This is a genomic window from Stenotrophomonas sp. AC248 (genome assembly GCF_979258185.1).
Genome location: NZ_OZ409840.1, coordinates 1,639,367 through 1,662,889 on the forward strand (window position 1 = coordinate 1,639,367; position 23,523 = coordinate 1,662,889).

The 23,523-nt window shown below is 67.0% G+C and carries 26 protein-coding genes; 17 read left to right on the top strand and 9 right to left on the bottom strand.

The features are described 5' to 3' along the window. The first annotated feature begins 135 nt into the window (after positions 1 to 135). Complete coding sequence (panD, locus tag ACZ0AE_RS07545) at positions 136 to 516, top strand: aspartate 1-decarboxylase (RefSeq protein WP_038689075.1); 381 nt, start codon at positions 136 to 138, stop codon at positions 514 to 516. Beyond that, the gene (gene pgi, locus ACZ0AE_RS07550) at positions 513 to 2,027 is read left to right on the top strand and encodes a glucose-6-phosphate isomerase (protein WP_463600733.1); all 1,515 of its coding nucleotides are present in this window, start codon (positions 513 to 515) and stop codon (positions 2,025 to 2,027) included. The genes panD and pgi overlap by 4 nt, the downstream gene beginning before the upstream one ends. A 216-nt stretch (positions 2,028 to 2,243) precedes the next feature. On the opposite strand, the gene ACZ0AE_RS07555 is transcribed toward pgi, so the two are convergent. Both ACZ0AE_RS07555 and ACZ0AE_RS07560 read right to left on the bottom strand, forming a co-directional pair. After that, positions 2,244 to 2,807, bottom strand: a complete 564-nt coding sequence (locus ACZ0AE_RS07555) for a response regulator transcription factor (RefSeq protein WP_463602074.1) — start codon at positions 2,805 to 2,807, stop codon at positions 2,244 to 2,246. A 10-nt stretch (positions 2,808 to 2,817) separates the two neighbouring features. Next, on the bottom strand, positions 2,818 to 4,044 hold the full coding sequence (locus ACZ0AE_RS07560) for an ATP-binding protein (RefSeq protein WP_038689069.1): 1,227 nt from the start codon (positions 4,042 to 4,044) through the stop codon (positions 2,818 to 2,820). Positions 4,045 to 4,172: 128 nt separating this feature from the next. On the opposite strand from ACZ0AE_RS07560, the gene ispG reads away from it, so the two are divergent. The 4 genes from ispG (at position 4,173) to ACZ0AE_RS07580 (ending at position 7,416) form a co-directional block, all read left to right on the top strand. Further along, positions 4,173 to 5,438 carry a flavodoxin-dependent (E)-4-hydroxy-3-methylbut-2-enyl-diphosphate synthase gene (gene ispG / locus ACZ0AE_RS07565; RefSeq protein ID WP_038689067.1) on the top strand — a complete coding sequence of 422 codons (1,266 nt, stop codon included), beginning with the start codon at positions 4,173 to 4,175 and terminating at the stop codon, positions 5,436 to 5,438. After that, positions 5,419 to 6,168, top strand: coding sequence for a phosphatase PAP2 family protein (locus ACZ0AE_RS07570; RefSeq protein WP_038689065.1), 750 nt, complete (start codon positions 5,419 to 5,421; stop codon positions 6,166 to 6,168). Before ispG ends, ACZ0AE_RS07570 begins: the two co-directional genes overlap by 20 nt. Positions 6,169 to 6,349: 181 nt before the next feature. Further along, a complete protein-coding gene (locus ACZ0AE_RS07575; protein WP_038689063.1) occupies positions 6,350 to 6,997 on the top strand; it encodes a response regulator in 648 nt (215 codons plus the stop codon). 167 nt (positions 6,998 to 7,164) lie between these two features. Further along, entirely contained in the window at positions 7,165 to 7,416 is a 252-nt protein-coding gene (locus tag ACZ0AE_RS07580; RefSeq protein WP_463600734.1) for a hypothetical protein, read from the top strand. A 173-nt stretch (positions 7,417 to 7,589) separates the two neighbouring features. Here ACZ0AE_RS07580 and ACZ0AE_RS07585 read toward each other — a convergent pair whose 3' ends face one another. From ACZ0AE_RS07585 to zwf, 5 genes are all read right to left on the bottom strand, one after another. Next, entirely contained in the window at positions 7,590 to 8,249 is a 660-nt protein-coding gene (locus ACZ0AE_RS07585; RefSeq protein ID WP_128095761.1) for a bifunctional 4-hydroxy-2-oxoglutarate aldolase/2-dehydro-3-deoxy-phosphogluconate aldolase, read from the bottom strand. Between the two features lie 195 nt (positions 8,250 to 8,444). Then, on the bottom strand, positions 8,445 to 10,361 hold the full coding sequence (gene edd / locus ACZ0AE_RS07590; protein ID WP_447592964.1) for a phosphogluconate dehydratase: 1,917 nt from the start codon (positions 10,359 to 10,361) through the stop codon (positions 8,445 to 8,447). Positions 10,362 to 10,406: 45 nt separating this feature from the next. Continuing rightward, positions 10,407 to 11,129: a 6-phosphogluconolactonase gene (gene pgl / locus ACZ0AE_RS07595; protein ID WP_141058688.1), complete on the bottom strand. Its 723-nt coding sequence runs from the start codon at positions 11,127 to 11,129 to the stop codon at positions 10,407 to 10,409. After that, entirely contained in the window at positions 11,126 to 12,133 is a 1,008-nt protein-coding gene (gene glk, locus ACZ0AE_RS07600; protein ID WP_137189169.1) for a glucokinase, read from the bottom strand. The genes pgl and glk overlap by 4 nt, the downstream gene beginning before the upstream one ends. Further along, positions 12,130 to 13,572, bottom strand: coding sequence for a glucose-6-phosphate dehydrogenase (gene zwf / locus ACZ0AE_RS07605; protein WP_038689052.1), 1,443 nt, complete (start codon positions 13,570 to 13,572; stop codon positions 12,130 to 12,132). Before zwf ends, glk begins: the two co-directional genes overlap by 4 nt. A 354-nt stretch (positions 13,573 to 13,926) precedes the next feature. Here zwf and ACZ0AE_RS07610 point away from each other — a divergent pair, with 354 nt between their 5' ends. Beyond that, a complete protein-coding gene (locus ACZ0AE_RS07610) occupies positions 13,927 to 15,018 on the top strand; it encodes an ABC transporter ATP-binding protein (RefSeq protein ID WP_038692319.1) in 1,092 nt (363 codons plus the stop codon). A 140-nt stretch (positions 15,019 to 15,158) separates the two neighbouring features. On the opposite strand, the gene ygfZ is transcribed toward ACZ0AE_RS07610, so the two are convergent. Beyond that, positions 15,159 to 16,022: a CAF17-like 4Fe-4S cluster assembly/insertion protein YgfZ gene (ygfZ, locus tag ACZ0AE_RS07615; RefSeq protein WP_463600735.1), complete on the bottom strand. Its 864-nt coding sequence runs from the start codon at positions 16,020 to 16,022 to the stop codon at positions 15,159 to 15,161. Between the two features lie 39 nt (positions 16,023 to 16,061). Between ygfZ and ACZ0AE_RS07620 the strand changes: the two genes are divergently transcribed. The 10 genes from ACZ0AE_RS07620 to ACZ0AE_RS07665 all read left to right on the top strand — a co-directional run bounded on the left by ACZ0AE_RS07620 (position 16,062) and on the right by ACZ0AE_RS07665 (position 23,155). Then, positions 16,062 to 16,235, top strand: coding sequence for a DUF1674 domain-containing protein (locus ACZ0AE_RS07620; RefSeq protein WP_081797234.1), 174 nt, complete (start codon positions 16,062 to 16,064; stop codon positions 16,233 to 16,235). 56 nt (positions 16,236 to 16,291) lie between these two features. Continuing rightward, on the top strand, positions 16,292 to 16,684 hold the full coding sequence (sdhC, locus tag ACZ0AE_RS07625; RefSeq protein WP_038689047.1) for a succinate dehydrogenase, cytochrome b556 subunit: 393 nt from the start codon (positions 16,292 to 16,294) through the stop codon (positions 16,682 to 16,684). After that, positions 16,681 to 17,067 carry a succinate dehydrogenase, hydrophobic membrane anchor protein gene (gene sdhD, locus ACZ0AE_RS07630; RefSeq protein ID WP_038689045.1) on the top strand — a complete coding sequence of 129 codons (387 nt, stop codon included), beginning with the start codon at positions 16,681 to 16,683 and terminating at the stop codon, positions 17,065 to 17,067. Before sdhC ends, sdhD begins: the two co-directional genes overlap by 4 nt. A gap of 31 nt (positions 17,068 to 17,098) precedes the next feature. Continuing rightward, complete coding sequence (gene sdhA / locus ACZ0AE_RS07635; protein ID WP_141058690.1) at positions 17,099 to 18,889, top strand: succinate dehydrogenase flavoprotein subunit; 1,791 nt, start codon at positions 17,099 to 17,101, stop codon at positions 18,887 to 18,889. A 163-nt stretch (positions 18,890 to 19,052) separates the two neighbouring features. Next, positions 19,053 to 19,838: a succinate dehydrogenase iron-sulfur subunit gene (locus ACZ0AE_RS07640; protein ID WP_038689041.1), complete on the top strand. Its 786-nt coding sequence runs from the start codon at positions 19,053 to 19,055 to the stop codon at positions 19,836 to 19,838. Between the two features lie 148 nt (positions 19,839 to 19,986). Next, positions 19,987 to 20,235, top strand: coding sequence for an FAD assembly factor SdhE (locus ACZ0AE_RS07645; RefSeq protein WP_038689039.1), 249 nt, complete (start codon positions 19,987 to 19,989; stop codon positions 20,233 to 20,235). Continuing rightward, positions 20,186 to 20,635, top strand: a complete 450-nt coding sequence (locus tag ACZ0AE_RS07650; RefSeq protein WP_448133404.1) for a hypothetical protein — start codon at positions 20,186 to 20,188, stop codon at positions 20,633 to 20,635. The genes ACZ0AE_RS07645 and ACZ0AE_RS07650 overlap by 50 nt, the downstream gene beginning before the upstream one ends. A 23-nt stretch (positions 20,636 to 20,658) precedes the next feature. Then, entirely contained in the window at positions 20,659 to 21,900 is a 1,242-nt protein-coding gene (locus tag ACZ0AE_RS07655) for a lipoprotein-releasing ABC transporter permease subunit (protein WP_038689035.1), read from the top strand. Next, positions 21,893 to 22,606, top strand: a complete 714-nt coding sequence (lolD, locus tag ACZ0AE_RS07660) for a lipoprotein-releasing ABC transporter ATP-binding protein LolD (RefSeq protein ID WP_038689033.1) — start codon at positions 21,893 to 21,895, stop codon at positions 22,604 to 22,606. Before ACZ0AE_RS07655 ends, lolD begins: the two co-directional genes overlap by 8 nt. A gap of 87 nt (positions 22,607 to 22,693) precedes the next feature. Beyond that, positions 22,694 to 23,155 (top strand): DUF6491 family protein, encoded by a 462-nt coding sequence (locus tag ACZ0AE_RS07665; RefSeq protein ID WP_038692317.1) that lies wholly within the window; start codon positions 22,694 to 22,696, stop codon positions 23,153 to 23,155. 95 nt (positions 23,156 to 23,250) lie between these two features. Here the strand turns inward: ACZ0AE_RS07665 and ACZ0AE_RS07670 are convergent, their stop codons facing one another. Continuing rightward, positions 23,251 to 23,520, bottom strand: coding sequence for an oxidative damage protection protein (locus ACZ0AE_RS07670; protein WP_128095612.1), 270 nt, complete (start codon positions 23,518 to 23,520; stop codon positions 23,251 to 23,253). Positions 23,521 to 23,523: the final 3 nt, after the last annotated feature.

Consider the following 23,523-nt stretch of genomic DNA (forward strand, 5'->3'; position numbering starts at 1 on the left):
GGCTCTACCGCGGGGCGGGTGGGTCGTGACGATGCTGAACCGCTGGCAGCCCCCGGCACGGGCGGGCGCTGCTTGCCCTGCCGGTTGTCCGGCGGGTGCTAGAATTTCCCTTTCCTTTACCGTTGTCCCGTTGCCATGCATCTGTCCCTGCTCAAGACCAAGATCCACCGCGCCACCGTCACCCACTCCGAGCTGAACTACGAAGGTTCCATCGCCATCGATGACAACCTGCTGCAGGCCACCGGCATCCGTGAGTTCGAACAGGTGCACATCTGGGACGTCACCAACGGTGCGCGTTTCTCCACCTATGCCATCCGTGCCGAAGCCGGCAGTGGCGTGGTGTCGCTCAACGGTGGCGCAGCGCGCCACGTGCAGGTCGGCGACATCATCATCATCGCGGCGTTCGCCAGCATGAGCGAAGAAGAAGCTGACAGCTTCAAGCCGAAGTTGGTATATGTGGACGGCAAGAACCAGATCTCCCACACCAACGACAGCATCCCGACCCAGGCCGCATGACACAGCACAACGGATTCGACCCGCTCCACTCCCATGCCCAGCGCCTGCGTGGCGCAAGCATCCCTTCGTTGATCGCCGCCGAACCGGGCCGCGCACAATCGCTGGGGCTGCGGGTCGGTCCGTTGTACGTCAATTTCGCGCGGCAGAAGTACGACCGCGCGGCCTTGGACGCACTGTTGCAGCTGGCCGCCGAGCGCGATGTCGCCGGCGGCTTCCAGCGCCTGTTCCGCGGTGAAACGGTCAACCTGACCGAAGGCCGCGCGGCGCTGCATACCGCGTTGCGGGGCGACCTCAGCGGTGCACCGGTGGCCGGCGAAGCCTTCGCCACCGCCGCCCAGGTCCGCGCGCAGATGGGCGACCTGATCGCCGCGCTGGAAAAGACCACCGTCACCGACATCGTCAGTGTCGGCATCGGTGGCTCGGACCTCGGCCCGCGCCTGGTTGCCGACGCGTTGCGCCCGGTCAGCGGCGCGCGCTTCCGCGTGCATTTCGTTTCCAACGTGGACGGCGCCGCCATGCAGCGCACGCTGGCCACGCTCGACCCGGCCACCACCGCCGGCGTCCTGATTTCCAAGACCTTCGGTACCCAGGAAACCCTGCTCAACGGGCAGATCCTGCATGACTGGCTGGGCGGCAGCGAGCGCCTGTACGCGGTCAGCGCCAACCCGGAGCGGGCGGCCAAGGCCTTCTCGATCGCCGCCGGCCGCGTGCTGCCGATGTGGGACTGGGTGGGCGGGCGCTACTCGCTGTGGTCGGCGGTCGGGTTCCCGATCGCGCTGGCGATCGGTTTCGAGCGCTTCGAACAGCTGCTGGCCGGTGCCGCGCAGATGGACGAACACGCGCTCACCGCGCCGCTCGAGCAGAACCTGCCGGTCCTGCATGCCCTGACCGATATCTGGAACCGCAACCTGCTGGGCCATGCCACGCATGCGGTGATGACCTACGACCAGCGCCTGGCGCTGTTGCCGGCCTACCTGCAGCAGCTGGTGATGGAAAGCCTGGGCAAGCGCGTGCAGCTCGATGGCAGCCCGGTTGCCAGCGACACCGTGCCGGTGTGGTGGGGCGGGGCAGGCACCGATGTGCAGCACAGCTTCTTCCAGGCACTGCACCAGGGCACCAGCGTGATTCCGGCCGATTTCATCGGCTGCGTGCGCAACGATGACCCGTACGTGGTCAACCACCAGGCGCTGATGGCCAACCTGCTGGCACAGACCGAAGCGCTGGCCAACGGCCAGGGCAGCGACGACCCGCACCGTGCGTATCCCGGTGGCCGCCCGAGCACGCTGATCCTGCTCGACGCGCTCACCCCGCAGTCGCTTGGCGCGCTGATCGCCATGTACGAACACGCTGTGTACGTGCAGTCGATCATCTGGAACATCAACGCCTTCGACCAGTTCGGCGTGGAGCTGGGCAAGCAGCTGGCCAGCCAGTTGCTGCCGGCGTTGCAGGGTGAAGCGCATGCGATCACCGACCCGGTGACGCTGGAGCTGCTGGGCCGCCTGACGGCCTGACCACCGCGTAGAGCCGACCGTTGGTCGGCTAAAGGCCGCGTAGAGCCGACCGTTGGTCGGCTATCGCGCGCAACGCGCGGTGTTGATCGTTGTGGTGAAGAGCAGCCGACCAACGGTCGGCTCTACCGGTTGATGCGTCCGTGTTTGCGCAGCCGACCAACGGTCGGCTCTACCGATTCGTGCGCCCGCGTTTGCGCGGCCAACCCGCGCCCGGCCTTACCGGCTCGGGTCGCGTTCCGGACTCGGCCGCTTGGCCAGCTTGCGCTGCAGCGAGCGGCGGTGCATGCCGAGCAGGCGCGCGGCGGCCGATACGTTGCCGCCGGTTTCGTGCATGGCCTGCTGGATGTGTTCCCACTGCAGCCGGCTGATCGGGGTCATCGCATCCGGCGGCTCCAGGTCGCCATCGTCGGCCGGGCCATCGTCTTCTTCGCCCAGCGCGCGCAGGATCATCGGCACCGTGGCCGGCTTGGGCAGGTAGTCGTCGGCCCCCAGCTTGATCGCCTCCACCGCGGTGGCGATGCTGGCGTAGCCGGTGACCAGCAGGATCCGCATGTCTTCGCGCAGGGCGCGCAGCGGCTGGATCAGCGACAGGCCGGATTCGGAGCCCAGCTTCAGGTCGATCAGCGCATATGCCGGCGGGTTCTGCCGGGCCAGCAACAGCGCCGAGCCAATGTCGCTGGCGGTCACCGTTTCCAGGCCTTTGCGGCCCAGGCTGCGCTGCAGGGTGCGCAGGTACAGCTCGTCGTCGTCGACCAGCAGGCCATGGCTGGCAGCGGGCAGGGGGGAATGTTCATGCGGAAGTCTCCGAAGACGTCAAAGGCAGGCGGAAGCCGACGCGGGTGCCGGCGCCGTTGGCCGGGCGCATCCACAGTTCGCCGTCCAGGCGTTCAATGGTGGCGTGCGACAGCGCCAGGCCCACGCCCATGCCCTGCGCCTTGCCGCTGTTGAACAGGGTGCCGGGCAGAACTGCCTGGCGGGCATCGAAGCCGTGGCCGTAGTCGCGCACTTCGCCGATCAGGGTGTCCCCTTCAATGCGCAGCGTCAGGTCCACCTGCGGGCGCTCGGCCTTCTCGCCCGCGTCGGCGGCGTTGTTCAGCAGCACCATCAGCAGGTGGCCGATGCCCGGGTCCAGCGGCAGTTTCAGCGGTGCGTCGTCGTTGCGCTTGAGGGTGATGGTCGGGCGCACCAGCCGCCACTGTTCCAGCACCTGCGGCAGGGTCACGGTGTCGCGCCCGGGGGCGTCGCCGGCGGCCGGGCGGGCCAGTGCCAGCACCCGCTCGCGGCATTGCACCAGCAGCTCGCGCAGCGTATCCACGTCATCGCGCACTTCGCTGCTGTTGGTCTGGTCGGCGATGTCGTCGGCCAGCAGGGTCATGGTCGCCAGCGGCGTGTTGAGCTCATGGGCCACCGACGCGGCGTGGGTGGCCAGGGCCACGATGCCTTCGTTGCGTACGAAGCGTTCGCGCAGCAGGGCCAGCTCATGCTCGCGGTGGCGCAGGGCGATCGCCAGGCGGGTGGCGAACACCAGCACCACCGTGGCCGACAACAGGAAGTTGCAGACCACGCCCCACTGGTGCATCTGCATGGCGGTGAAGTAGCCGGCTGGCAAAGGCAGCCCGAAGATGCCGCTGACTGCATAGCCGATCAGGCAGGTCGCGGCCACCGCCAGGGTCCAGCGCAGGGGCAGCGCGAGCGCGGCCAGGGCGATCAGGATCAGGAACAGCGAGCCGAACGGATTGCCGATGCCACCGCTCCAGCCCACCATCCAGGTGAGCACGCTGACGTCCACCAGAATGTGGCCGAACGCGGTCACCGGCGCGGTGTCGGCGTCGTTCACGCGCAGCTGCGCGTACAGGTTGAACAGGGTCAGCGCGGCCACGCCGGCCCACAGCGGCAGCTGCGGCAGTTCCAGCCCCAGCACCGAGGTGGCCACCAGGATCGTGGCGGCCTGGCCGGCCACGGCCAGCCAGCGCAGGCTGCACAGGGTTCGGAGGAAGGGGGCGTCGGTGCCGGTCATTGCGCACATCCTATGCGCTCGGGGGCTGGCCTGCCTGCGACAATCGGCCGCATCGGTTGAATGAGTACCGACCAACGGTCGGTAGCCACGCCGCGCGCGTGAACACCCTTGGCGCGCTAAAATGGGGAATGCATGACGCCGTGACCCAACCGACCCAACCGTCCGACACCACCGTGTGGGCCCGCCGCCAGACCCAGGCCGTCCGCATCGGCGGCGTGGTCGTGGGCGGGGGCAGCCCCGTGGTGGTGCAGTCGATGACCAACACCGACACCGCCGACATCGCCGCCAGCGTCAAGCAGGTGGCCGAACTGTGGCGGGCCGGGTCGGAGATGGTGCGGCTGACGGTCAACAACCCCGAGTCGGCCGCGGCCATCCCGCGGATCGTGGAAAAGCTGCAGATGATGGGCATCGACGTGCCCCTGATCGGCGACTTCCACTACAACGGCCACCAGCTGCTGACCCAGGAGCCGGCCTGCGCCGAAGCCCTGGCAAAGTACCGGATCAATCCGGGCAACGTCGGGTTCGGCAAGAAGAAAGACACCCAGTTCGCGCAGCTGATCGAGTTTGCGATCCGCTATGGCAAGCCGGTCCGCATCGGCGCCAACTGGGGCTCGCTGGACCAGTCGCTGGCCGCGCGCCTGATGGACGAGAACAGCCAGCGCGCCACCCCGTGGGATGCCGGCCGGGTGCTGCGCGAGGCGCTGATCCGTTCGGCGCTGGATTCGGCGCATACCGCGGTCGAACTGGGCCTGCCGCGCGATCGCATCGTGCTGTCGGCCAAGGTCAGCGGCGTGCAGGAACTGATCGCGGTCTACCGCGACCTGGCGCAGCGCTCGGATTTCGCGTTGCACCTGGGCCTCACCGAAGCCGGCATCGGCAGCAAGGGCATCGTGGCCTCCTCGGCGGCGCTGGCCGTGCTGCTGCAGGAAGGCATCGGCGACACCATCCGCATTTCGCTCACCCCCGAGCCGGGCCAGTCGCGCACCGCCGAGGTGATCGTCGCCCAGGAACTGCTGCAGACCACCGGCCAGCGCGCCTTCACCCCGCTGGTCACCGCCTGCCCGGGCTGCGGCCGCACCACCTCCGAGTTCTTCCAGGAGCTGGCCAAGGTGGTGCAGAACCACGTGCGCGAGAAGATGCCGGTCTGGAAAATCAGCCACCCGGGTGCGGAGAACATGACCCTGGCGGTGATGGGCTGCATCGTCAACGGGCCGGGCGAGTCGCGCCACGCCAACATCGGCATTTCGCTGCCGGGTACCGGTGAAACCCCGGCCGCGCCGGTGTTCGTCGATGGCGAGAAGGCCGTGACCCTGCGTGGCGACCACATCGCCCAGGATTTCGTGGCGCTGATCGACGATTACGTTGAGCGAAAGTATGTCCGCAGCGTCGGATAAGCCCGACGTAATGGCCGGCCAGGAGCCGGTCGCGGGGTTCCGCCATTGGATGGCGCACAACGCGTGGCGGTTCGTCCTGCTGTTCGCCGGCGTGTTGCTGCCGCTGGCCGGCTTCGTCGCACTGGCCGACGAGGTGCACGAATTTGAATCGTTCCACTTCGATGCGCCGCTGCTCTGGAAGATGCACGGCCTGCATTCGCCGGGGCTGGACCAGTTCTTCACGCTGCTCTCCAAGCTGGGCTATGAGTGGTTCCTGATCCCGGCCGATGTGCTCATCGTGGTGGCGCTGCTGTGGCGCAAGCGCTGGCGCGAGGCCAGTTTCGTGGCCATCAGCTTCGTCGGTTCGGCGCTGTTGAACCTGGGCAGCAAGCAGTTCTTCCAGCGCGACCGGCCCAGCCTGTGGGAATCGATCGCCCCGGAAAGCACGTTCAGCTTTCCCAGCGGGCACGCGATGGGCTCGATGACCCTGGCGGTCACGGTGGCCCTGCTGGCCTGGAACACCCGCTGGCGCTGGCCGGTGCTGGTGCTGGCACCCGGGTTCAGCGTGCTGGTCAGCGTGTCCCGGGTGTACCTGGGGGTCCACTATCCGTCGGACATCCTGGCCGGTTGGTGTGCCGCCCTGGTTTGGGTGGTAGGGTGCTTCCTGGTCATGTTCAGGCGCCGGCATCCCTGGCGCCACCGCCCCCTCGCCGGGTCCTCGGCCGCAAAGGCCGATCGCGACGGGGTATAGGCGTAGAGTAATAGGCGTAGTAAACCGATATGGCCTGGGGTGAAAGGCTAAGGGGTAGGGGTAATCCAGCTTGGTTGTGATGCGGGCACCAGAACGCGCCGACGGGAAGGTTTCTTCCTTGTTATCGCATCGTCCCGCCGCTAGGCTTGCCCCCGTTCGCAGCGTTTGAAGAGGTACGTGGATGACGATTCGAGTGTATCTGGTGGACGATCATGCGCTGGTGCGAACCGGCATGAAGATGATCCTGTCCAACGAGACCGATATCGAGGTAGTCGGTGAAGCGGACTCCGGCGAAGATGCGTTGCCTGACATCCGTCAGCTGCGACCGGACGTGGTGCTGTGCGACCTGCACCTGCCGGGCGTCAGTGGTATGGAAGTCACCGAACGGGTGGTGCGTGGCGACCACGGCACCCGCGTGGTGATTGTCTCGGTGCTCGAAGACGGTCCGATGCCCAAGCGCCTGCTCGAAGCCGGTGCCTCCGGCTATATCGGCAAGGGCTGCGATGCACAGGAACTGCTGCGTGCCGTGCGCGACGCCGCGCTGGGCCGGCGTTACCTGGGCAGCAGCATCGCGCAGAACCTGGCGCTGTCCAACGTCGAAGGCACCCAGTCGCCGTTCGACGCCCTGTCCCCGCGCGAACTGGAAGTGGCCTTGCTGCTCACCCAGGGCCTGCGCCAGGAAGACATCGCCAAGCGCTTGAGCCTGAGTGCCAAAACCGTCAACACGCACAAGGCGCGCCTGTTCGAGAAGATGGGCATCCACGACAACATCGCGCTGGCCCGCATGGCCAGCCAGTACGGTCTGGTGGATCCGGCACGGCCGATGTAACGCGTTGTCGGTGAGATTTGTACCAGGAACAAGGCTGGTACGGTCACGGAGAACTTGTACTTGGGGGTGACGCCGTGAGAATTTGGCAGGCGGTCGTCAGTGATTCTGGTAGCAGGTCTCTCAATGTCGCGCATTTCGGTGCCGACACATCGGGTGGCGCGGGTATCGTGAACCTCGATGCAGGTGTTTATACGAGGATTCTTCGGATCGAAGAAGAGTCGGTCGGCTATTTTCTTCACAGGCTCGGTATGGATATGTCGCACCTGGCTGACACGTGGCATCAATCATTGGAAGAGGCGATGGAGCAGGCCGAAGAAGAGTTCGGCGTTCCGCCAGCAGCGTGGTCGCTGCTGATTGAGGGTTGTGACCAGTTCCGTCGGAGCTATGGACCTTCATTCACGAAGATCGCTCCGAAGTGACTCGGGGCCCACTCGTCAGGACTTCTGCTGTTTGACCTTCATGGGTCCCGCGCGCCGGACGTAAAGGTGGTCCCCGTTTTTGCAAAAAAAAGCCCGGGCAAGCCGGGCCTTTTTCGGTGCGCCATCCTACCGGTAGAGCCACGCCATGCGTGGCGGGCTCCGCCGACAGTGCCTCAGTGCGCGCGAACCCGCGCCACGATCTTCGCCGCCTGCGCCGCGCTGTCGCGCACCTTGTCCCACTGCCCGTGCTCGATCCAGCTGCCCGGCACCATCCACGAGCCGCCGATGCAGACCACGTTCTTCTGCTCCAGGTACTCGGCCGCGGTGTCCTCGGTGATGCCACCGGTCGGGCACAGCTTCAGGTCCGGAATCGGCCCGGCCAGGCCCTTGATCATCGCCAGCCCACCCACCGCCGAAGCCGGGAACAGCTTGCACACCCGGAAGCCCCGCGCATACAGCGCCAGCATCTCGGTCGGCGACGCCGCACCCGGCACCACCGGCAGTGCCGCCTGCGCCAACGCATCGGCCATGTGCGCCGGCGTACCCGGCGTCACCAGGAAATCCGCGCCCGCATCGATCGACTGCTGCATCTGCTCCACGGTCAGCACCGTACCGGCACCCACCACCACATCGGGCAGCTCACGCTTCAGCATCGCCAGCGCTTCCATCGCCACCGGCGTACGCAGGGTCAACTCGATCGCCGGCAACCCACCTTCCAGCAACGCCGCACTGACCGCACGGGCCTGGTCGAGCGTATGCACGGTCACCACCGGCAGAATGCCGGCTGCATGCAGCAGCTCGGCTGCGCGCTTCTGATGTTGCTCGATGCTCATTGTTGTCTTTCCCTTTGCTGATTCGAGCGACGCCATCAAGGCGCCGCGATATGTCGGGAGGGAGCGGTTGGCCCCCTTCGGGACCGTCCAAAACATGGATGTTTTGGACGAGCCCCCATGGATGGGTTCACGGCCTGTCCCGAAGGGGGCCAACCGCTCCCTCGGCACGGGACAGCCGCCGCTGCGTCGGTCGCCTCAGGCGTCCTTGGCTTCATGCGGCGCTTCCGCCGCCGCCGCATCACGCCCCAGGTCGTACTCGGCGTCGTAATTCCAGATATCGCCGTCGGCCGTTGCCGGCCCGCACGAAATCGAAATCGCGCCCTGGTCGGCCGGACCGACCACGCGCCGGTTCAGCGCGAACAGATTGCGCCCCATGTCGTGCGCCGCCGGTGCCGTGTTCGGTGCCGGCGCGCGCGCCGCGAACTCCGCCGCGTCCACCAGCAACTCCAGCGTCCCCGCCTCGCCATCCAGGCGGATCATGTCGCCCTCGCGCACCCGTGCCAGCGGCCCGCCGCGCGACGCTTCCGGCGTCATGTGGATCGCCGCCGGGAACTTGCCCGACGCGCCCGACAGACGACCATCGGTCACCAGCGCCACACGCCGCCCCTGGTTCTGCAGCAGCCCCAGCAACGGCGCCAGCGAATGCAGCTCCGGCATCCCGTTCGCGCGCGGCCCCTGGAAACGCACCACCGCCACGAAATCGTGCGGCAGCACACCGGCGGCATGCAGCTTGTTCAACACCTGCGGCGCATCCACCACCACCGCCGGCGCCTCGATCGTACGGAACTGCGGCTTCACTGCCGACAGCTTGATCAACGAACGCCCCAGATTGCCGCGCAGCAGCCGCAGCCCACCCTGGGCCTCGAACGGATCGGCCACACCGCGCACCACGTCCGCATCCGCGCTCTCGCGCAGCCCGTCGACGTACGCCAGCGTGCCATCGCGCAGCGCCGGCTCCTGCCCGTACTGCGCCATCCCGCCTTCGGCCACCGTCTGCAGGTCGGCATGCATCAGCCCGGCCTCCATCAGCTCGCGGAACACGAACGCCGTACCGCCGGCGGCCGCGAAGCGGTTCACGTCGGCCTCGCCGTTCGGATACACCCGCGCCAGCAGTGGAATCAGCTGCGACAGCTCGTCCATGTCGTCCCAGGTCAGCACGATACCGGCCGCCCGTGCCACCGCGATCCAGTGGATGGTGTGGTTGGTCGACCCGCCCGTGGCCATCAACGTCACCACCGCATTGACGATCGCACGCTCGTCGATCAGCCGGCCAAGCGGACGGAAATCGTCCCCCAGCGCGCAGATCTCCAGCGCACGCTCGCCGGCGCGGCGGGTCAACGCATCGCGCAGCGGCGTATCGGGATTGACGAAGGACGCGCCCGGCAGCTGCACGCCCATCGCTTCCAGCAACGTCTGGTTGGAGTTGGCGGTGCCGTAGAACGTGCAGGTGCCTGCACCGTGGTACGACGCCGCTTCGGCTTCCAGCAGCTCCTCGCGGCTGGCCAGCCCGGCCGCGTAGCGCTCGCGCACTTCGGCCTTCTGCTTGTTCGGAATGCCCGGCGTCATCGGACCGGCCGGCAGGAAGATCGCCGGCAGGTGGCCGAACGCCAGCGCGCCGATCAGCAGGCCCGGCACGATCTTGTCGCACACCCCGAGGTACACGGTGGCGTCGAACATGTCGTGGCTGAGGCCGATCGCCGTGGACTGCGCGATCACATCGCGCGAGAACAGCGACAGCTCCATGCCGCCACGGCCCTGGGTGACGCCGTCGCACATCGCCGGCACGCCGCCGGCCACCTGCGCGGTGGCGCCCATGTCGCGCGCAACGGCGCGCAGGATCTCCGGGTACGACTCGAACGGCTGGTGCGCCGACAGCATGTCGTTGTAGGCGGTGATGATGCCCAGGTTCGGGGTGACACCGCCGCGCAGGCGCGACTTGTCGGTTGGCCCGCACGCGGCGAACCCATGGGCGAGGTTGCCGCAGCTCAGGCGCGAACGGAACGGCCCATCGCGCAGCGAGGCATCGATCCCGGCCAGGTAGGCCGCGCGCGAGGCGACGCTGCGCTGGACGATGCGCTGAGTGATGGCATGGAGTTGGGGATGCAGGCTCATTGGCTACCGGCTATGAGAGGGCGGACGAACAACACCGGGGACAGGTCAGTCACACCAGTGGACGCGCAGTTTCGCGCCGTCGAGGTCGATCGCGTTGAGGATGGGATACAGCTGCGGGTTGTTGCTTTCCAGCGCCTGTTTGAGCACTTCCAGCTTCTGCTTGCCACGCAGCAGCAGCAGGCGCTGGCCGCTGTGCCTGAGCCCGTGCGGGGTCAGCGTGATGCGCAGCGGCCACTGGTTCGCGCCCGGGCAACCGGTGGCGTCCAGGGCGGCGTAGGGCAGGGTGCTTTCCAGCGCCCGGGCCAGGTCCTTGGAACCGGGGAACAGCGACGCGGTGTGGCCGTCGTTGCCCATGCCGAGCACGCTCAGGCACGGCGCCTGGCTGTGCTGGGCCTGCAGGTTGGCGGTATACACGCATTCCGGCAGCGGCTTGCCGACCCGCACCAGCGGATCGAAATGCGCGCCGTCGGCGCGGCCGAGGAAACTCTCGCGCACCAGCCAGGCGTTGCTGTCACGGTCCTGCGGCGACAGCCAGCGCTCATCGACCAGGCTGACTTCCACCCGGTCCCAGTGCACGTCCAGTTCGGCCAGCGCCTGGTACACCGGCGCCGGCGTGGTGCCGCCGGACAGCAGCATGCGCGCGCGCCCGAAGGTGGCGATATCGTTGTTCAACGCCTGCGCCATTTCGGCGGCGATGGCTTCGATCCAGGCATCGGCGTCGCCGTGGCGGATCAGGGTGAAGCGATCGGATGTATCCAGGCTGTTCATGCGTTGTTTCCTTGCAGGTCGCGTTCAACATCGGCGGCATAGGCAGCCGAACCCAGCAGGCCGGCATGCGGGTGCATCACCGCCAGCGACGGCACGCGGGCCATGATCGAAGAGAAGCGCCCCTTGTGCTCGAAGCGCTGGCGGAAACCGGAGTGCTGCAGCGAATCGAGCATCTTCGGGGTCAGCCCGCCGGTCAGGAACACGCCGTCCCAGGCGCCCTGCATCAGCACCAGGTCGCCGGCGATGGCGCCGAACACCGCGCAGAACACGTCCACCGCACGCATCGCCTGCGGGTCGCCGTGCAGCGCACGGGCGGTCACGTCCACCGGCTGCAGCTGGCCCGGATCGATGTCCGCCATCTCGCATACCGCGCGATGGATGTTGACCAGGCCAGGGCCGCAGATCAGGCGCTCGTTGGAGACCCGCCCGAACTGCTCGGAGAGGATTTCCAGGATGCGGATTTCCTCCGGCGTGCCCGGCGGGAAACTGACATGGCCGCCTTCGGTTTCCAGTGGATAGCAGCGGCCGTGGCGCAGGATCAGGCCACCGACACCCAGCCCGGTACCCGGGCCGATCACCGCATAGTTGCGCGGCTGGCCCGGCTTGCCCGGCACCCACGCCGCGCCGCCCACCTGGACCACGTCCTGCGGCTGCAGCAGCGAAATGGCCATCGCCTGGGCGGCGAAATCGTTGATCAGGTGCAGCTCGTCGAAGCCGAGCATGTGCGCGGTGCGGCTGCGCGAGATCACCCACGGGTGGTTGGTGATGCGCGCTTCATCGCCGTCCACGCGGCCCGCCACGGCGAACACGCCGCGCGTGGCCGAGGCGCCGACCTGTTCCAGGTAATGCCGCGCCGCATCGCCGAGCGAGGGGAAATCGGCCACCGCGAATTCGCGGATGCTGTCCTGCTGCAGCGGAGCCTCAAGGCTGGTGTCGGCAAGCGCGAAGCGGGCGTTGGTGCCACCGATATCGGCAACCAGGACCGGTTGGTTCTGCAGCGTCATGCGTCGCCGTCCTTGCGGCCGGCGTCGGCATCCACTTCAGCCGGCAGGAAGCCGGCCGCTTCGGCCGGACCCCATTCGCCGGCCGGGTAGGGCTGCAGCGGCAGGCTGGCGGCCTTCCAGGCATCACTGACGCTGTCGATCCAGGCCCAGGCGGCACGTACTTCGTCGTCGCGCACGAACAGCGCGTGGTTGCCGTTGAACGCATCCAGGAACAGCCGTTCGTAGGCGATGCGGCGGTGCAGGCCGGTCGGCACGGACAGTTCTAGTTCCAACGGATGCAGTTCCAGCGCGCCCCATTCCGGGCCGGCCAGCGAACTCATCAGGCCCAGCTCGATGTTCTCCTGCGGCTGCAACTGGAACACGATGCGGTTGGGCGTGGCATTGCGACGATGCGGCCGCTCGAACAGCCAGTGGGTGACCGGCTTGAGCGTGACCACCACGCGGGTGGTGCGCTCGGCCAGGCGCTTGCCGGTGACCAGGTGGAACGGCACGCCGGACCAGCGCCAGTTGTCGATATGCGCGGTGACCCCGGCGAAGGTTTCCACGTCGCTGCCTTCCGGCGGCTGGTAGGCCTGGGCCGGCTGACCGTTGATGGTGCCGGCGGTGTAGCGGCCGCGCACGCTGTCGCGGGCGGCGTGCTTGGCGTCCAGCGGGCGCAGGGCGCGCAGCACCTTGACCTTCTCGTCGCGGATGCGGTCGGCTTCCAGCGAGGCCGGCGGCTCCATCGCCACCAGGCACAGCAACTGCAGGATGTGGCTCTGGACCATGTCGCGCAGCGCGCCGGAGCGGGCGTAGTACGCGTCGCGGCCGTCCACGCCTTCGCTTTCGGCCACCAGGATGTGCACCGACTCGATGTAGTTGCGGTTCCACACGGCTTCCAGCAGCGTGTTGCCGAAGCGCAGCGCGATCAGGTTCTGTACCGCGGCCTTGCCCAGGTAGTGATCCAGGCGGAACACGCGGTCTTCGTCGATCCACTGGCCGATGGTGGAGATGATCTCCTCGGCGCTGGCGCTGTCGCTGCCGATCGGCTTTTCCAGCATCAGGCGGTGCGGTGCGGCCAGGGCGCCGCCCTTGGCCAGGCCTTCGCAGGTGGAGATGTACAGGCCCGGCGGAATGGCCAGGTAGCTCACGCAGTGGCGGTTGACCAGGTCACTGACCGACTCGGCCACCGAGTCCGCGTTGCGCAGGTCCACCGAACGGTAGTCGATGCGCGACAGCAGCGACTGGATGTCGTCCTGGCTGGCCATCGGCATGGCCTGCTGCAGGCGCGGGCGCAGGATGTCGCGGAAACCCTCGGTGTCGTGCGGGCTCAAGGCCAGCGCACGGATCTTGAAATCCTCCGGCAGCAGGCCGTCGCCGAGCAGGCGCAGCAACGAAGGGAACAGGTAGCGCTGGGCAAGGTCGCCGGTCGCGCCGAACAGGAAGAGGGTGTCGTGCATCGCTCGAGTTTCAGATCCGGGTGACATCGTTGTCAATCGCTTCTCGTCTATGTTCTCGGGGGTCCAGCTGGGCATGGTGTCCAGTGCTGCGGGTGCAACATGAACAGGCACCGGGCCAGCGCATCATGGGGCATGCACGGGGCGAATCGGGAGACTGTGCGGCTCCCGATGCGTCGCGGTCATGACCGACCAACGGATACTGCCACGTGAAAACGTTTACATGGCAGAATGAGCAGACTGTATTCGATTGCAGTGGTCGCCGTCATGCGGCACCACGCCATCGACCTGCCATCGGGAGGGCCGAAGGCAGTTCCGCATCAACAGCCCGGCAGCGGGCGGACTGGAATGGGTGATATGGCAAAAGTGCAGTTGCAGGGCGTTCGCAAGGTCTACGACAACGGCCAGGTGGCCGTCCAGGGCGCGACCTTCGAAGTGGCCGATGGCGAATTGATGGTGCTGGTGGGGCCGTCGGGGTGTGGCAAGTCGACCTTGCTGCGCATGGTGGCCGGCCTGGAAGAAATCAGCGGGGGCACGCTGACCATCGGTGACCGCGTGGTCAACGACGTGGCGCCCAAGGACCGCGACATCGCCATGGTGTTCCAGAGCTATGCGCTGTACCCGCATATGACCGTGGCCGAGAACCTGGCCTTCGGCCTGAAGCTGCGCGGCCACGACAAGGCCACGATCAGCAAGCGGGTGACCGAAGCGGCTGAAACGCTGGGCCTGACCGACATGCTCGACAAGCTGCCCAAGGCGATGTCCGGCGGCCAGCGCCAGCGCGTGGCACTGGGCCGCGCCCTGGTGCGCGAGCCGGCGGTGTTCCTGCTCGACGAGCCGCTGTCCAACCTGGACGCCAAGCTGCGCCACAGCGTGCGCACGGAAATCGCGCAACTGCACCGCAAGCTGGGCACCACCATGATCTACGTCACCCATGACCAGGTCGAGGCGATGACCCTGGGCCAGCGCATCGTGGTGCTCAAGGACGGCGTGATCCAGCAGATCGACACGCCCATGGCGCTGTACGACCGCCCGGCCAACCTGTTCGTGGCCGGCTTCCTGGGCAGCCCGGCGATGAACGTGCTGCGCGGGACCCTGCAGCGCAACGACAGTGGCGTGGTGGTGCAGGACACCCAGCTGACCGCGCCGCTGGGCCAGGCGGCGATCGATCCGGCCTGGATCGGCCGCACCGTGGCCGTGGGCGTGCGCCCGGAGCACCTGCAGCCGGCCGCCGCCGACGATGCAACCGCGTTTGTGGCCACCATCGACGGCATCGAGCCGGTGGGCAACGAGATCTTCGTCAACATGACCGGCGGCGGCCAGCCCCTGGTGATGCGCGTGGCCCCGCAGGCGCTGCCGGCAGTGGGCGAGACCATCCGCGTGGCGATCCACCCGCAGGGCCTGCATTTCTTCGATGCGGAGAGCGGCGAGCGGTTGAACGCGGCCTGAGGTGGCGGGCGGGTTTCCGGGATTGCCGGCCAGCGGCCGGCACTACCGGTGCCGCGTGATCGGGTGGTGCCGGCCGCTGGCCGGCAACCACGCAGCACGATCAACGCTCCTGATGTGGCGCATCGACCAACGGTCGATGCCTACCGGGCCAGGCCATCCAGCAGCGGCAGGTGCACGGCTTCCACGCCGTCCACCGACAGCGGATCGCTGGCGATCTCCAGCGGCAGCACCGCCAACGCCAGGTCGCCGGCCACGCTGGCCACCGTGCCGATGGCCGCGCCGTTCTGCTGCACCTGTGCACCGCTGGGCGTGCCATCGCCCACCCGCAGCAACTGCAACGCGCGCTTGGCCTTGCCCAGGAAATGGGTACGCGCCACGATCTCCTGGCCCGGGTAGCAGCCCTTCTTGACGCTGTACCCGTTCAAACGGTCCAGCCCCAGCTGCTGCGGCGTCCATTGCTCGCGCTGGTCGGCGGCCAGACGCGGCACACCGTAGCGCAGATCCGATTGGCGCCAGGCCAGAACGAAGCCGGCATCGTCGGTGGCCGTGGCACCGTCCAGCGGCGCGATCCGCAGCGTCCGCGGCAGGGCATCGCTGCCCACATCCAGCTCCAGCGTCTCACCGTGCACCGCGATTGCGGCGTCCGACGCCGCTTCCGGCGCAGTGAAGCTGCCGGCCACGATCCGGTCATCGCGCACCGCGATCTTGACCTTCCGGCGGAACACAAAACGCTGCAATTGCGACGCAATCGCATCGGCGTCGCCATCGGCCAGCACCAGCAGGATCCGTTCTTCATCCACCCGGATCAGCTGGAACACAGCAATGGTGCGGCCTTTGGCGCTCAGCCAGGCGCTCCACTGCCAATGCCGGACGGGCAGGGCAGTGACGTCGCTGGAAAACTGGGCGTGGGCGAACGCGGTCGCATCGGGACCATCCAGACTGAGCAGCTGGTGACCGGAGAGGCGCGGAAAACCGTTGAAATCCATGGGCAGGTTGTCAGGCACGTGAACGGGGTCTAAAATTTGTGCGTTGCGAGACCACCCATGATAGGCCAAACAACCCCCACTCCAGATTCCGACTCCGAAGCCCCGCAGGTCGATGAGAAGCAGCCGCTTCCGCAGACCCCTGTGGTGCCCGTGGAGATTGGTGGCCGCGGCGGACTCGATCCGGTGCGGTATGGAGACTGGGAGAAAAACGGACGCTGCATCGATTTTTGATCAGCATTGAGCCAACGCGGCATTGCGCCGCCCAGCCGAGACAACGAGCCCAGCGAATGGCCGCCAGAGAACGTCCCCTTTCCCCGCACCTTCAGGTGTATCGCTGGCAGATTCAGATGGCCACCTCGATCCTGCATCGAGCATCCGGCATCTTTCTGTCTGTTGGAGCCCTGATCATCGCCGGCGGCCTGCTCGCCCTGATGATGGGTCCTGAATCCTGGAACTGCTTCACCGGCCACGCCGGTAGCTGGTACGGCAAGTTGTTCCTGTTTGCATGGACGTGGGCCTTCGCCTACCACCTGTGCAACGGCATCCGGCACATCGTGCAGGACTTCGCGATCGGCTTCTCCATTCCTGCCTTCGTGCGCAGCAGCTGGATCTCGGTCTTCGCCAGCCTGGTGATCACCGCCCTGGTCTGGGCCTACGTCTTCGCCGGAGCCGCCGCATGAACAAGTTCCGTACCCCGCTGAAGAACGTGCGTGGCCTTGGCGCGGCCAAGACCGGTACCGAGCACTTCGTGATGCAGCGCCTGACCGCCACCGCGCTGGTCGGCCTGACCATCTGGTTCCTGGTGTTCGTGCTGAGCCTGATCGGCGCCGACTACGTGACCGCCACCGACGCGGTGTCCAAGCCGTGGAATGCGGTGCTGCTGGTCGGCTTCCTGGTCGCGATGTTCTGGCACGCCCAGCTCGGCCTGCAGGTCGTGCTGGAAGACTACATCCACAACTCGCTGCTGGCCCTGGCGCTGCAGACCACGGTGAAGTTCATCGCCGTGCTCGGCGCGATCGTCAGTGTTTTTGCGGTCGCCCGCATTGCGCTCGGCGTTGCCTGAGTCCAGGCACCAAGACAGGAATCCAGATTAGATGTCCGCTTACAAGATTACGGAACACAAGTACGACATGGTCGTGGTCGGCGCCGGTGGCGCTGGCCTGCGCGCTACGTTCGGTCTTGCCGCCAAGGGCCTGCAGACCGTCTGCCTGACCAAGGTCTTCCCGACCCGTTCGCACACCGTGGCCGCGCAGGGCGGTATTTCCGCCGCGCTGGGCAACATGGGTGAAGACGACTGGCGCTACCACTTCTTCGACACCATCAAGGGCTCGGATTGGCTGGGTGACCAAGACGCCATCGAGTACATGTGCCGCGAAGCGATTCCGGCCATCATCGAGCTGGAACACTACGGCGTGCCGTTCAGCCGCACCGAAGAAGGCAAGATCTACCAGCGCCCGTTCGGTGGCATGACCACCAAGTACGGCGAAGGCCCGTCCGCGCAGCGCACCTGCGCCGCGGCCGACCGTACCGGCCACGCCATGCTGCACACGCTGTACCAGCAGTCGCTGGCGCACAACGCGCGCTTCATGATCGAGTACTTCGCGCTCGACCTGATCTTCGATGACGAAGGCGTCTGCCGCGGCGTGCTCGCCCTGGACATGGCCGACGGCTCGCTGCACCTGTTCCGCGCCCACGGCGTGGTGCTGGCCACCGGCGGTTACGGCCGCGCCTACTTCAGCGCCACCTCGGCCCACACCTGCACCGGCGACGGCGGCGGTCTGGTCATGCGTGCCGGCCTGCCGATGCAGGACATGGAGTTCGTGCAGTTCCACCCGACCGGTATCTACGGCGCGGGCTGCCTGATCACCGAAGGCGTGCGTGGCGAAGGCGGCATCCTGCGCAACAGCAACGGCGAGCGCTTCATGGAGCGCTACGCACCGCACTACAAGGACCTGGCCTCGCGCGACGTGGTGTCGCGTTCGATGACCATCGAAATCCGCGAAGGCCGCGGCGTCGGCGAGCACAAGGATCACATCCTGCTCGACCTGACCCACCTCGGCCCGGGCGTGATCGACGACAAGCTGCCGGGTATCGCCGAAAGCGCCCGCATCTTCGCCGGCGTGGACGTGCACAAGCAGCCGATCCCGGTCATCCCGACCGTGCACTACAACATGGGTGGCATCCCGACCAACTACCACGGCGAAGTCGTGCGCAAGCTGGGCGACAACAACGATGCCGTGGTACCGGGCCTGTACGCCATCGGCGAAGCGGCCTGCGTGTCGGTGCACGGCGCCAACCGCCTGGGCTCCAACTCGCTGCTCGACCTGGTGGTGTTCGGTCGCGCCGTGGCCAACCGCTGTGCCGAGACCATCAAGTCCGGCGCGCCGCACAAGACCCTGCCGTCCGATGCGTGCGACAAGGCGCTGGGCCTGCTGGACAAGCTGCGCTACGCCAACGGCGACACCCCGACCTCGGTCATCCGCGACAACATGCAGCGCACCATGCAGAACGACGCCGCGGTGTTCCGGACCAGCAAGACCCTGGAAGAGGGCTGCAGCAAGATGGCCGAGATCTTCGACTCCTTCCAGGACGTCAAGGTCACCGACCGCTCGCTGGTGTGGAACTCGGACCTGATCGAAACCTACGAGCTGAACAACCTGCTGCTCAACGCGGTGGCGACGATCAACTCGGCCGAACAGCGCAAGGAAAGCCGTGGCGCGCATGCGCATGAGGACTTCCCGGACCGCGACGACGTCAACTGGCAGAAGCACACGCTGGTCAATGTCGACGACAAGGGCAAGTGCAGCTTCGACTATCGCCCGGTGCACATGTACACGTTGAGCAAGGACGTGGACGTGGTACCGCCGAAGCCGCGCGTGTACTAAGAGACCTGCGGGATGACCTCCGGCCACGCAGCGCCTGCCCACCTTCCTGTCCGCACGGGCAGGGTGGTGCGCGCGCTGCGGGCCGGCGGTGTCAACTTCCTCATCTTCCGTGCTAGCCGCGCCTGCATCGCAGCGCGAGCCGCCTGAGCCAACGAGAACAGCCATGGCCGAGTTTTCCCTCCCCAAGAATTCCAAGATCGGAAAGGGCAAGCACTTCCCCGCCAAGAGCGGTGCGAAGAACACGCGCACTTTCAAGATCTACCGCTGGAGTCCCGACGACGACAGCAACCCGCGGACCGATACCTACGAGATCGATCTGGACAGCTGCGGCCCGATGGTTCTGGACGCGCTGATCAAGATCAAGAACGAGGTCGACCCGACCCTGACCTTCCGTCGTTCGTGCCGCGAAGGCATCTGCGGTTCGTGCGCGATGAACATCGACGGCACCAACACGCTGGCCTGCACCCGTGCCATTGCCGATTGCGGCAAGGCCGAAGTGCCGATCTACCCGCTGCCGCACATGAGCGTGGTCAAGGACCTGGTGCCGGACCTGACCCACTTCTACGCGCAGTACGCCTCGATCAAGCCGTGGATCCGCACGCAGACCCCGCCGCCGCCGGATCGCGAGCGCCTGCAGTCGCCGGAAGACCGCAAGAAGCTGGACGGCCTGTACGAGTGCATCCTGTGCGCGTGCTGCTCCACCAGCTGCCCGAGCTACTGGTGGAACGGCGAGCGTTACCTCGGCCCGGCGATCCTGCTGCAGGCCTACCGCTGGATCGTCGACTCGCGCGATGAAGACACCGGTGCGCGCCTGGACGAACTGGAAGACCCGTTCAAGCTGTACCGCTGCCACACCATCATGAACTGCTCGCGCACCTGCCCGAAGGGTCTGAACCCGGCGCTGGCCATTGCCGAGATCAAGAAGTTGATGATGGCGCGCCGCGCCTAAGCTGGGCGCTGCCCCGCTGTGCACGTAGAGCGGGGCTCTGCCCCGCTGAAAGGATCCGGGCTCTGCCCGGCTGCATCAACGCCGGGCGCGACCCGGCTGCACGTTCGGCCGGGCCATGCCCGGCCTTGCTGTTTCCGGAGCCTGATCGATGGACGAAGCCACTGAACTGAAGAAGCTGCGCTGGCGTTGCCGGCGTGGCATGCGTGAACTGGACCAGCTGTTCGGGCGTTACCTGGACCGCTGCTGGCTGCAGGCACCTACCGAAGAGCGCGAGGTTTTCCTGTTCCTGCTGGAAAGCGAAGACGATAGGTTGTGGCGCTGGTTCATGGGTTACGAGGAGTGCCCGCATGCGCAGCCTGCCGCGCTCATCGCCCGGATCCGCGCCCTGCCGGCTTGAGTGGCGGCCTTCCCGCTGGCAGTGCGGAGCGCACTGGCTGATCACCGCGCTGCTGCCGTGGGCGGTGTTCAGCACCGACCTGACCGGCCGCTGGCACTGGCCGGCCGCCCTGCTGGCCGTGGCCATGGGCGCAACCGGGGCGTGGCGCTACGGGCGCATGCCCGCCCAGGCCATCGTGATACCGCCCGGTGATGACCCGGCGCAGGTGGATGGGCAGCCGGTCGATGACCTGCAGCTGTCCGATCGTGGCGTGCTGCTGCAACTGGCCTGGCGCCAGCAGGGACGCCGCCACTGGCGGCTGTTCTGGCCCGACACGCTCACCCCGGCGCAACGACGTGAACTGCGACTGGCCGTGCGCGCACGCTGCATTTCCCGTTCACGTCCAGCAGTGGCACCATAGCCTGAATTGTCCGGCGCACCTGCATGTTCAAACCCATACCTGTTTCGATCGGTCTGCGCTATCTGCGCGCCAAGCGCCGTAACGGCTTCATCTCCTTCATCTCGATGGCCTCCATCCTCGGCATCGCGCTGGGCGTGACCGTGCTGATCACCACGCTGGCCGTGATGAGCGGCTTCCAGAAGGAAATCCGTGACCGCCTGCTGCAGATGACCGCCCATACCACCATCACCAGCGATGGCGCGCCGATGTCGGACTGGCAGCGTGCGGTGGATGCGGCCAAAAAGGATCCACGCGTGGCCGGCGCTGCCCCGTACATCGAGATCCAGGCCATGCTCAGCGGTCCGCGCGTGCAGGGTGCGATCGTGCAGGGCATCGACCCGGCACTGGAGCCGGGCGTGTCGGTGATCAACCAGAAAGTGGTCAAGGGCAGTTTCGACAGCCTCACCCCGGGCAGCTACAACCTGCTGGTGGGCAAGGAACTGGCGATCTGGTTGGGCGTGAATGTCGGTGACACCGTGCTGGTGACCCTGGCCGAAGTGCAGGGCACCCCGGTGGGCGCGATGCCGCGGCTGAAGCGCTTCACCGTCAGCGGCATCTTCGAGGCCGGCTACAACGAGATCGACAAGGGCGTGGCGTTTGCCAACATGGCCGACATGGAGCGCGTGCTGCGCATGGACGGCGTGACCGGCGTGCGGCTCAAGCTGCACGACATGGACAAGGCGTTGGACGTTGGCGTGGACCTGGCCCACAGCCTGGGCGGCGCGTACCGGGTCAGCGACTGGACCCAGCAGAACGCCAACCTGTACCACTCGCTGCGCATGGAAAAGGTGGTGATGGGCATCCTGCTCTCGCTGATCATCGCCATGGGCGCGTTCAACCTGGTGTCGTCGCAGGTGATGCTGGTGACCGACAAGCAGGCCGATATCGCCATCCTGCGTACGCTCGGCCTGACCCCGGGCGGAGTGATGCAGGTGTTCATGGTGCAGGGCTCGCTGATCGGCATCATCGGCACCGTCGCCGGCGTGATCGGTGGCATCACCCTGACCTTGAACCTGGAACGCATCCTCGGTGCGATCGAGACGGTGTTCAACGTCAAGCTGTTGCCCGAGGACGTCTATTACATCACCGGCCTGCCCACCGACATGCAGGCACCGGACATCATCGTCATCACCCTCATCGCGCTGGCCATGAGTTTCCTTGCCACCTTGTATCCCGCGTGGCGCGCTGCCCGCACCCAGCCGGCGGAGGCCCTGCGCTATGAATGAGCCGATCGATCGCGGCGACGAAGTGATCCGTGCCCAGGGGCTGGCCAAGGTGTACGCCGAAGGCCGCATGCACACCCCGGTGTTCAACGGGCTGGACCTGACCGTGTCGGCCGGCGAAACGGTGGCCATCATCGGCGCGTCCGGCGCCGGCAAGAGCACGCTGCTGCACCTGCTGGGCGGGTTGGACACGCCCACCGCAGGCGAGGTATTTGTGACCGGGCATCGCATGTCGGGGCTGACCGATGGCCAGCGCGGCCTGCTGCGCAACCGGGCGCTGGGCTTCGTGTACCAGTTCCATCACCTGCTGCCGGAGTTCACCGCGTTGGAAAACGTGATGATGCCCGTGCTGCTGGGCGGCCAGGAAGTGGCGGCTGCCAAGGAGCGCGCGCAGCTGTTGCTGGAGTCGGTGGGCCTGGGCCATCGGCTGGAGCACAAGCCGGGCGAACTGTCCGGCGGCGAGCGCCAGCGTGCGGCCGTGGCGCGCGCGCTGGTCAACAAGCCGGCCTGCGTGCTGGGCGACGAACCCACCGGCAACCTGGATGACAAGACGGCCGCGACGGTGTTCGAACTGATGCTCGAACTCAACCGCGCGCACCACACCAGCCTGGTGCTGGTGACCCACGACCGCAACCTGGCGCGCAAGCTGGACCGCGTGCTGGAGCTGCGCGAAGGGCGCCTGCACGAACTGGCCAACAGCGAGGTCTGAGCTGGCCGCTGAATGGTCGGCGCGATCCTGTCGCCGGCCTCACCCAACAGGTGCATCATCGGCATGTTCATCCTTGAAGGTGGTGCCATGAAGACCCTGATCGGAGCGGCTGTGCTGTGCCTTGCCCTGGTGGCGTGCGCCACCACCGGGCGCCTGTCCAGCCAGCAGCGGCTGGAGCTGTACCGGGCCCATGCCGGCCCGCCACAGGACAGCCTGCAGTACTTCGGATCGTTGAATGGCTGGACCGAGCTGGGCGACAGTGCGCTCGCGGTCTGGACCCGGCCCAGCGAGGCGTATCTGCTGGAACTGCGCGGTCCGTGCCAGGGCCTGGACTACGCCGCGGCCATCGGCCTGACCAGCCAGATGGGGCGGGTGTCGGCGCGGTTCGACAAGGTGCTGGTGCGTGACCCGACGCCGGGGCCCACCCTGCCGTGCTTCATCGGCAGCATCCGCAAGCTGGATGTCCAGGCCTTGCGTTCGACCGAGAAGGAGCTGCGCCAGGCGCAGGTGCAGGAGCGCCAGGACGCGCAGGCCGTGCCGGCGAAGTGACGACGTAGGGACCGTTTGGCGGTCGGGCGTTGCGTGGTGGCGATGTACCGACCAACGGCCGGTACGTACCGGTCACGATGGTCGGCAGGCGGCAATCACGCTTCGGGAATGAAACCTGCCGGCTTTTCGGCGTCCTTCTCGAACAGGTATTTCACCAGTTCGGTTTCCAAGAAGGCGCGGTGCTTGGGATCGCGCGGCGACAGCCGGTTTTCGTTGATCAGCATGGTCTGGTGCGCCAGCCAGGCGCTCCAGGCGCTCTTGCCGATGCCGTTGAAGATGCGCTGGCCCAGCTCGCCGGGGTAGGGCACGAAGTCCAGGCCTTCGGTGTCGCGTTGTTCGTACTGGCAGAAAACGGTGCGGGGCATGGC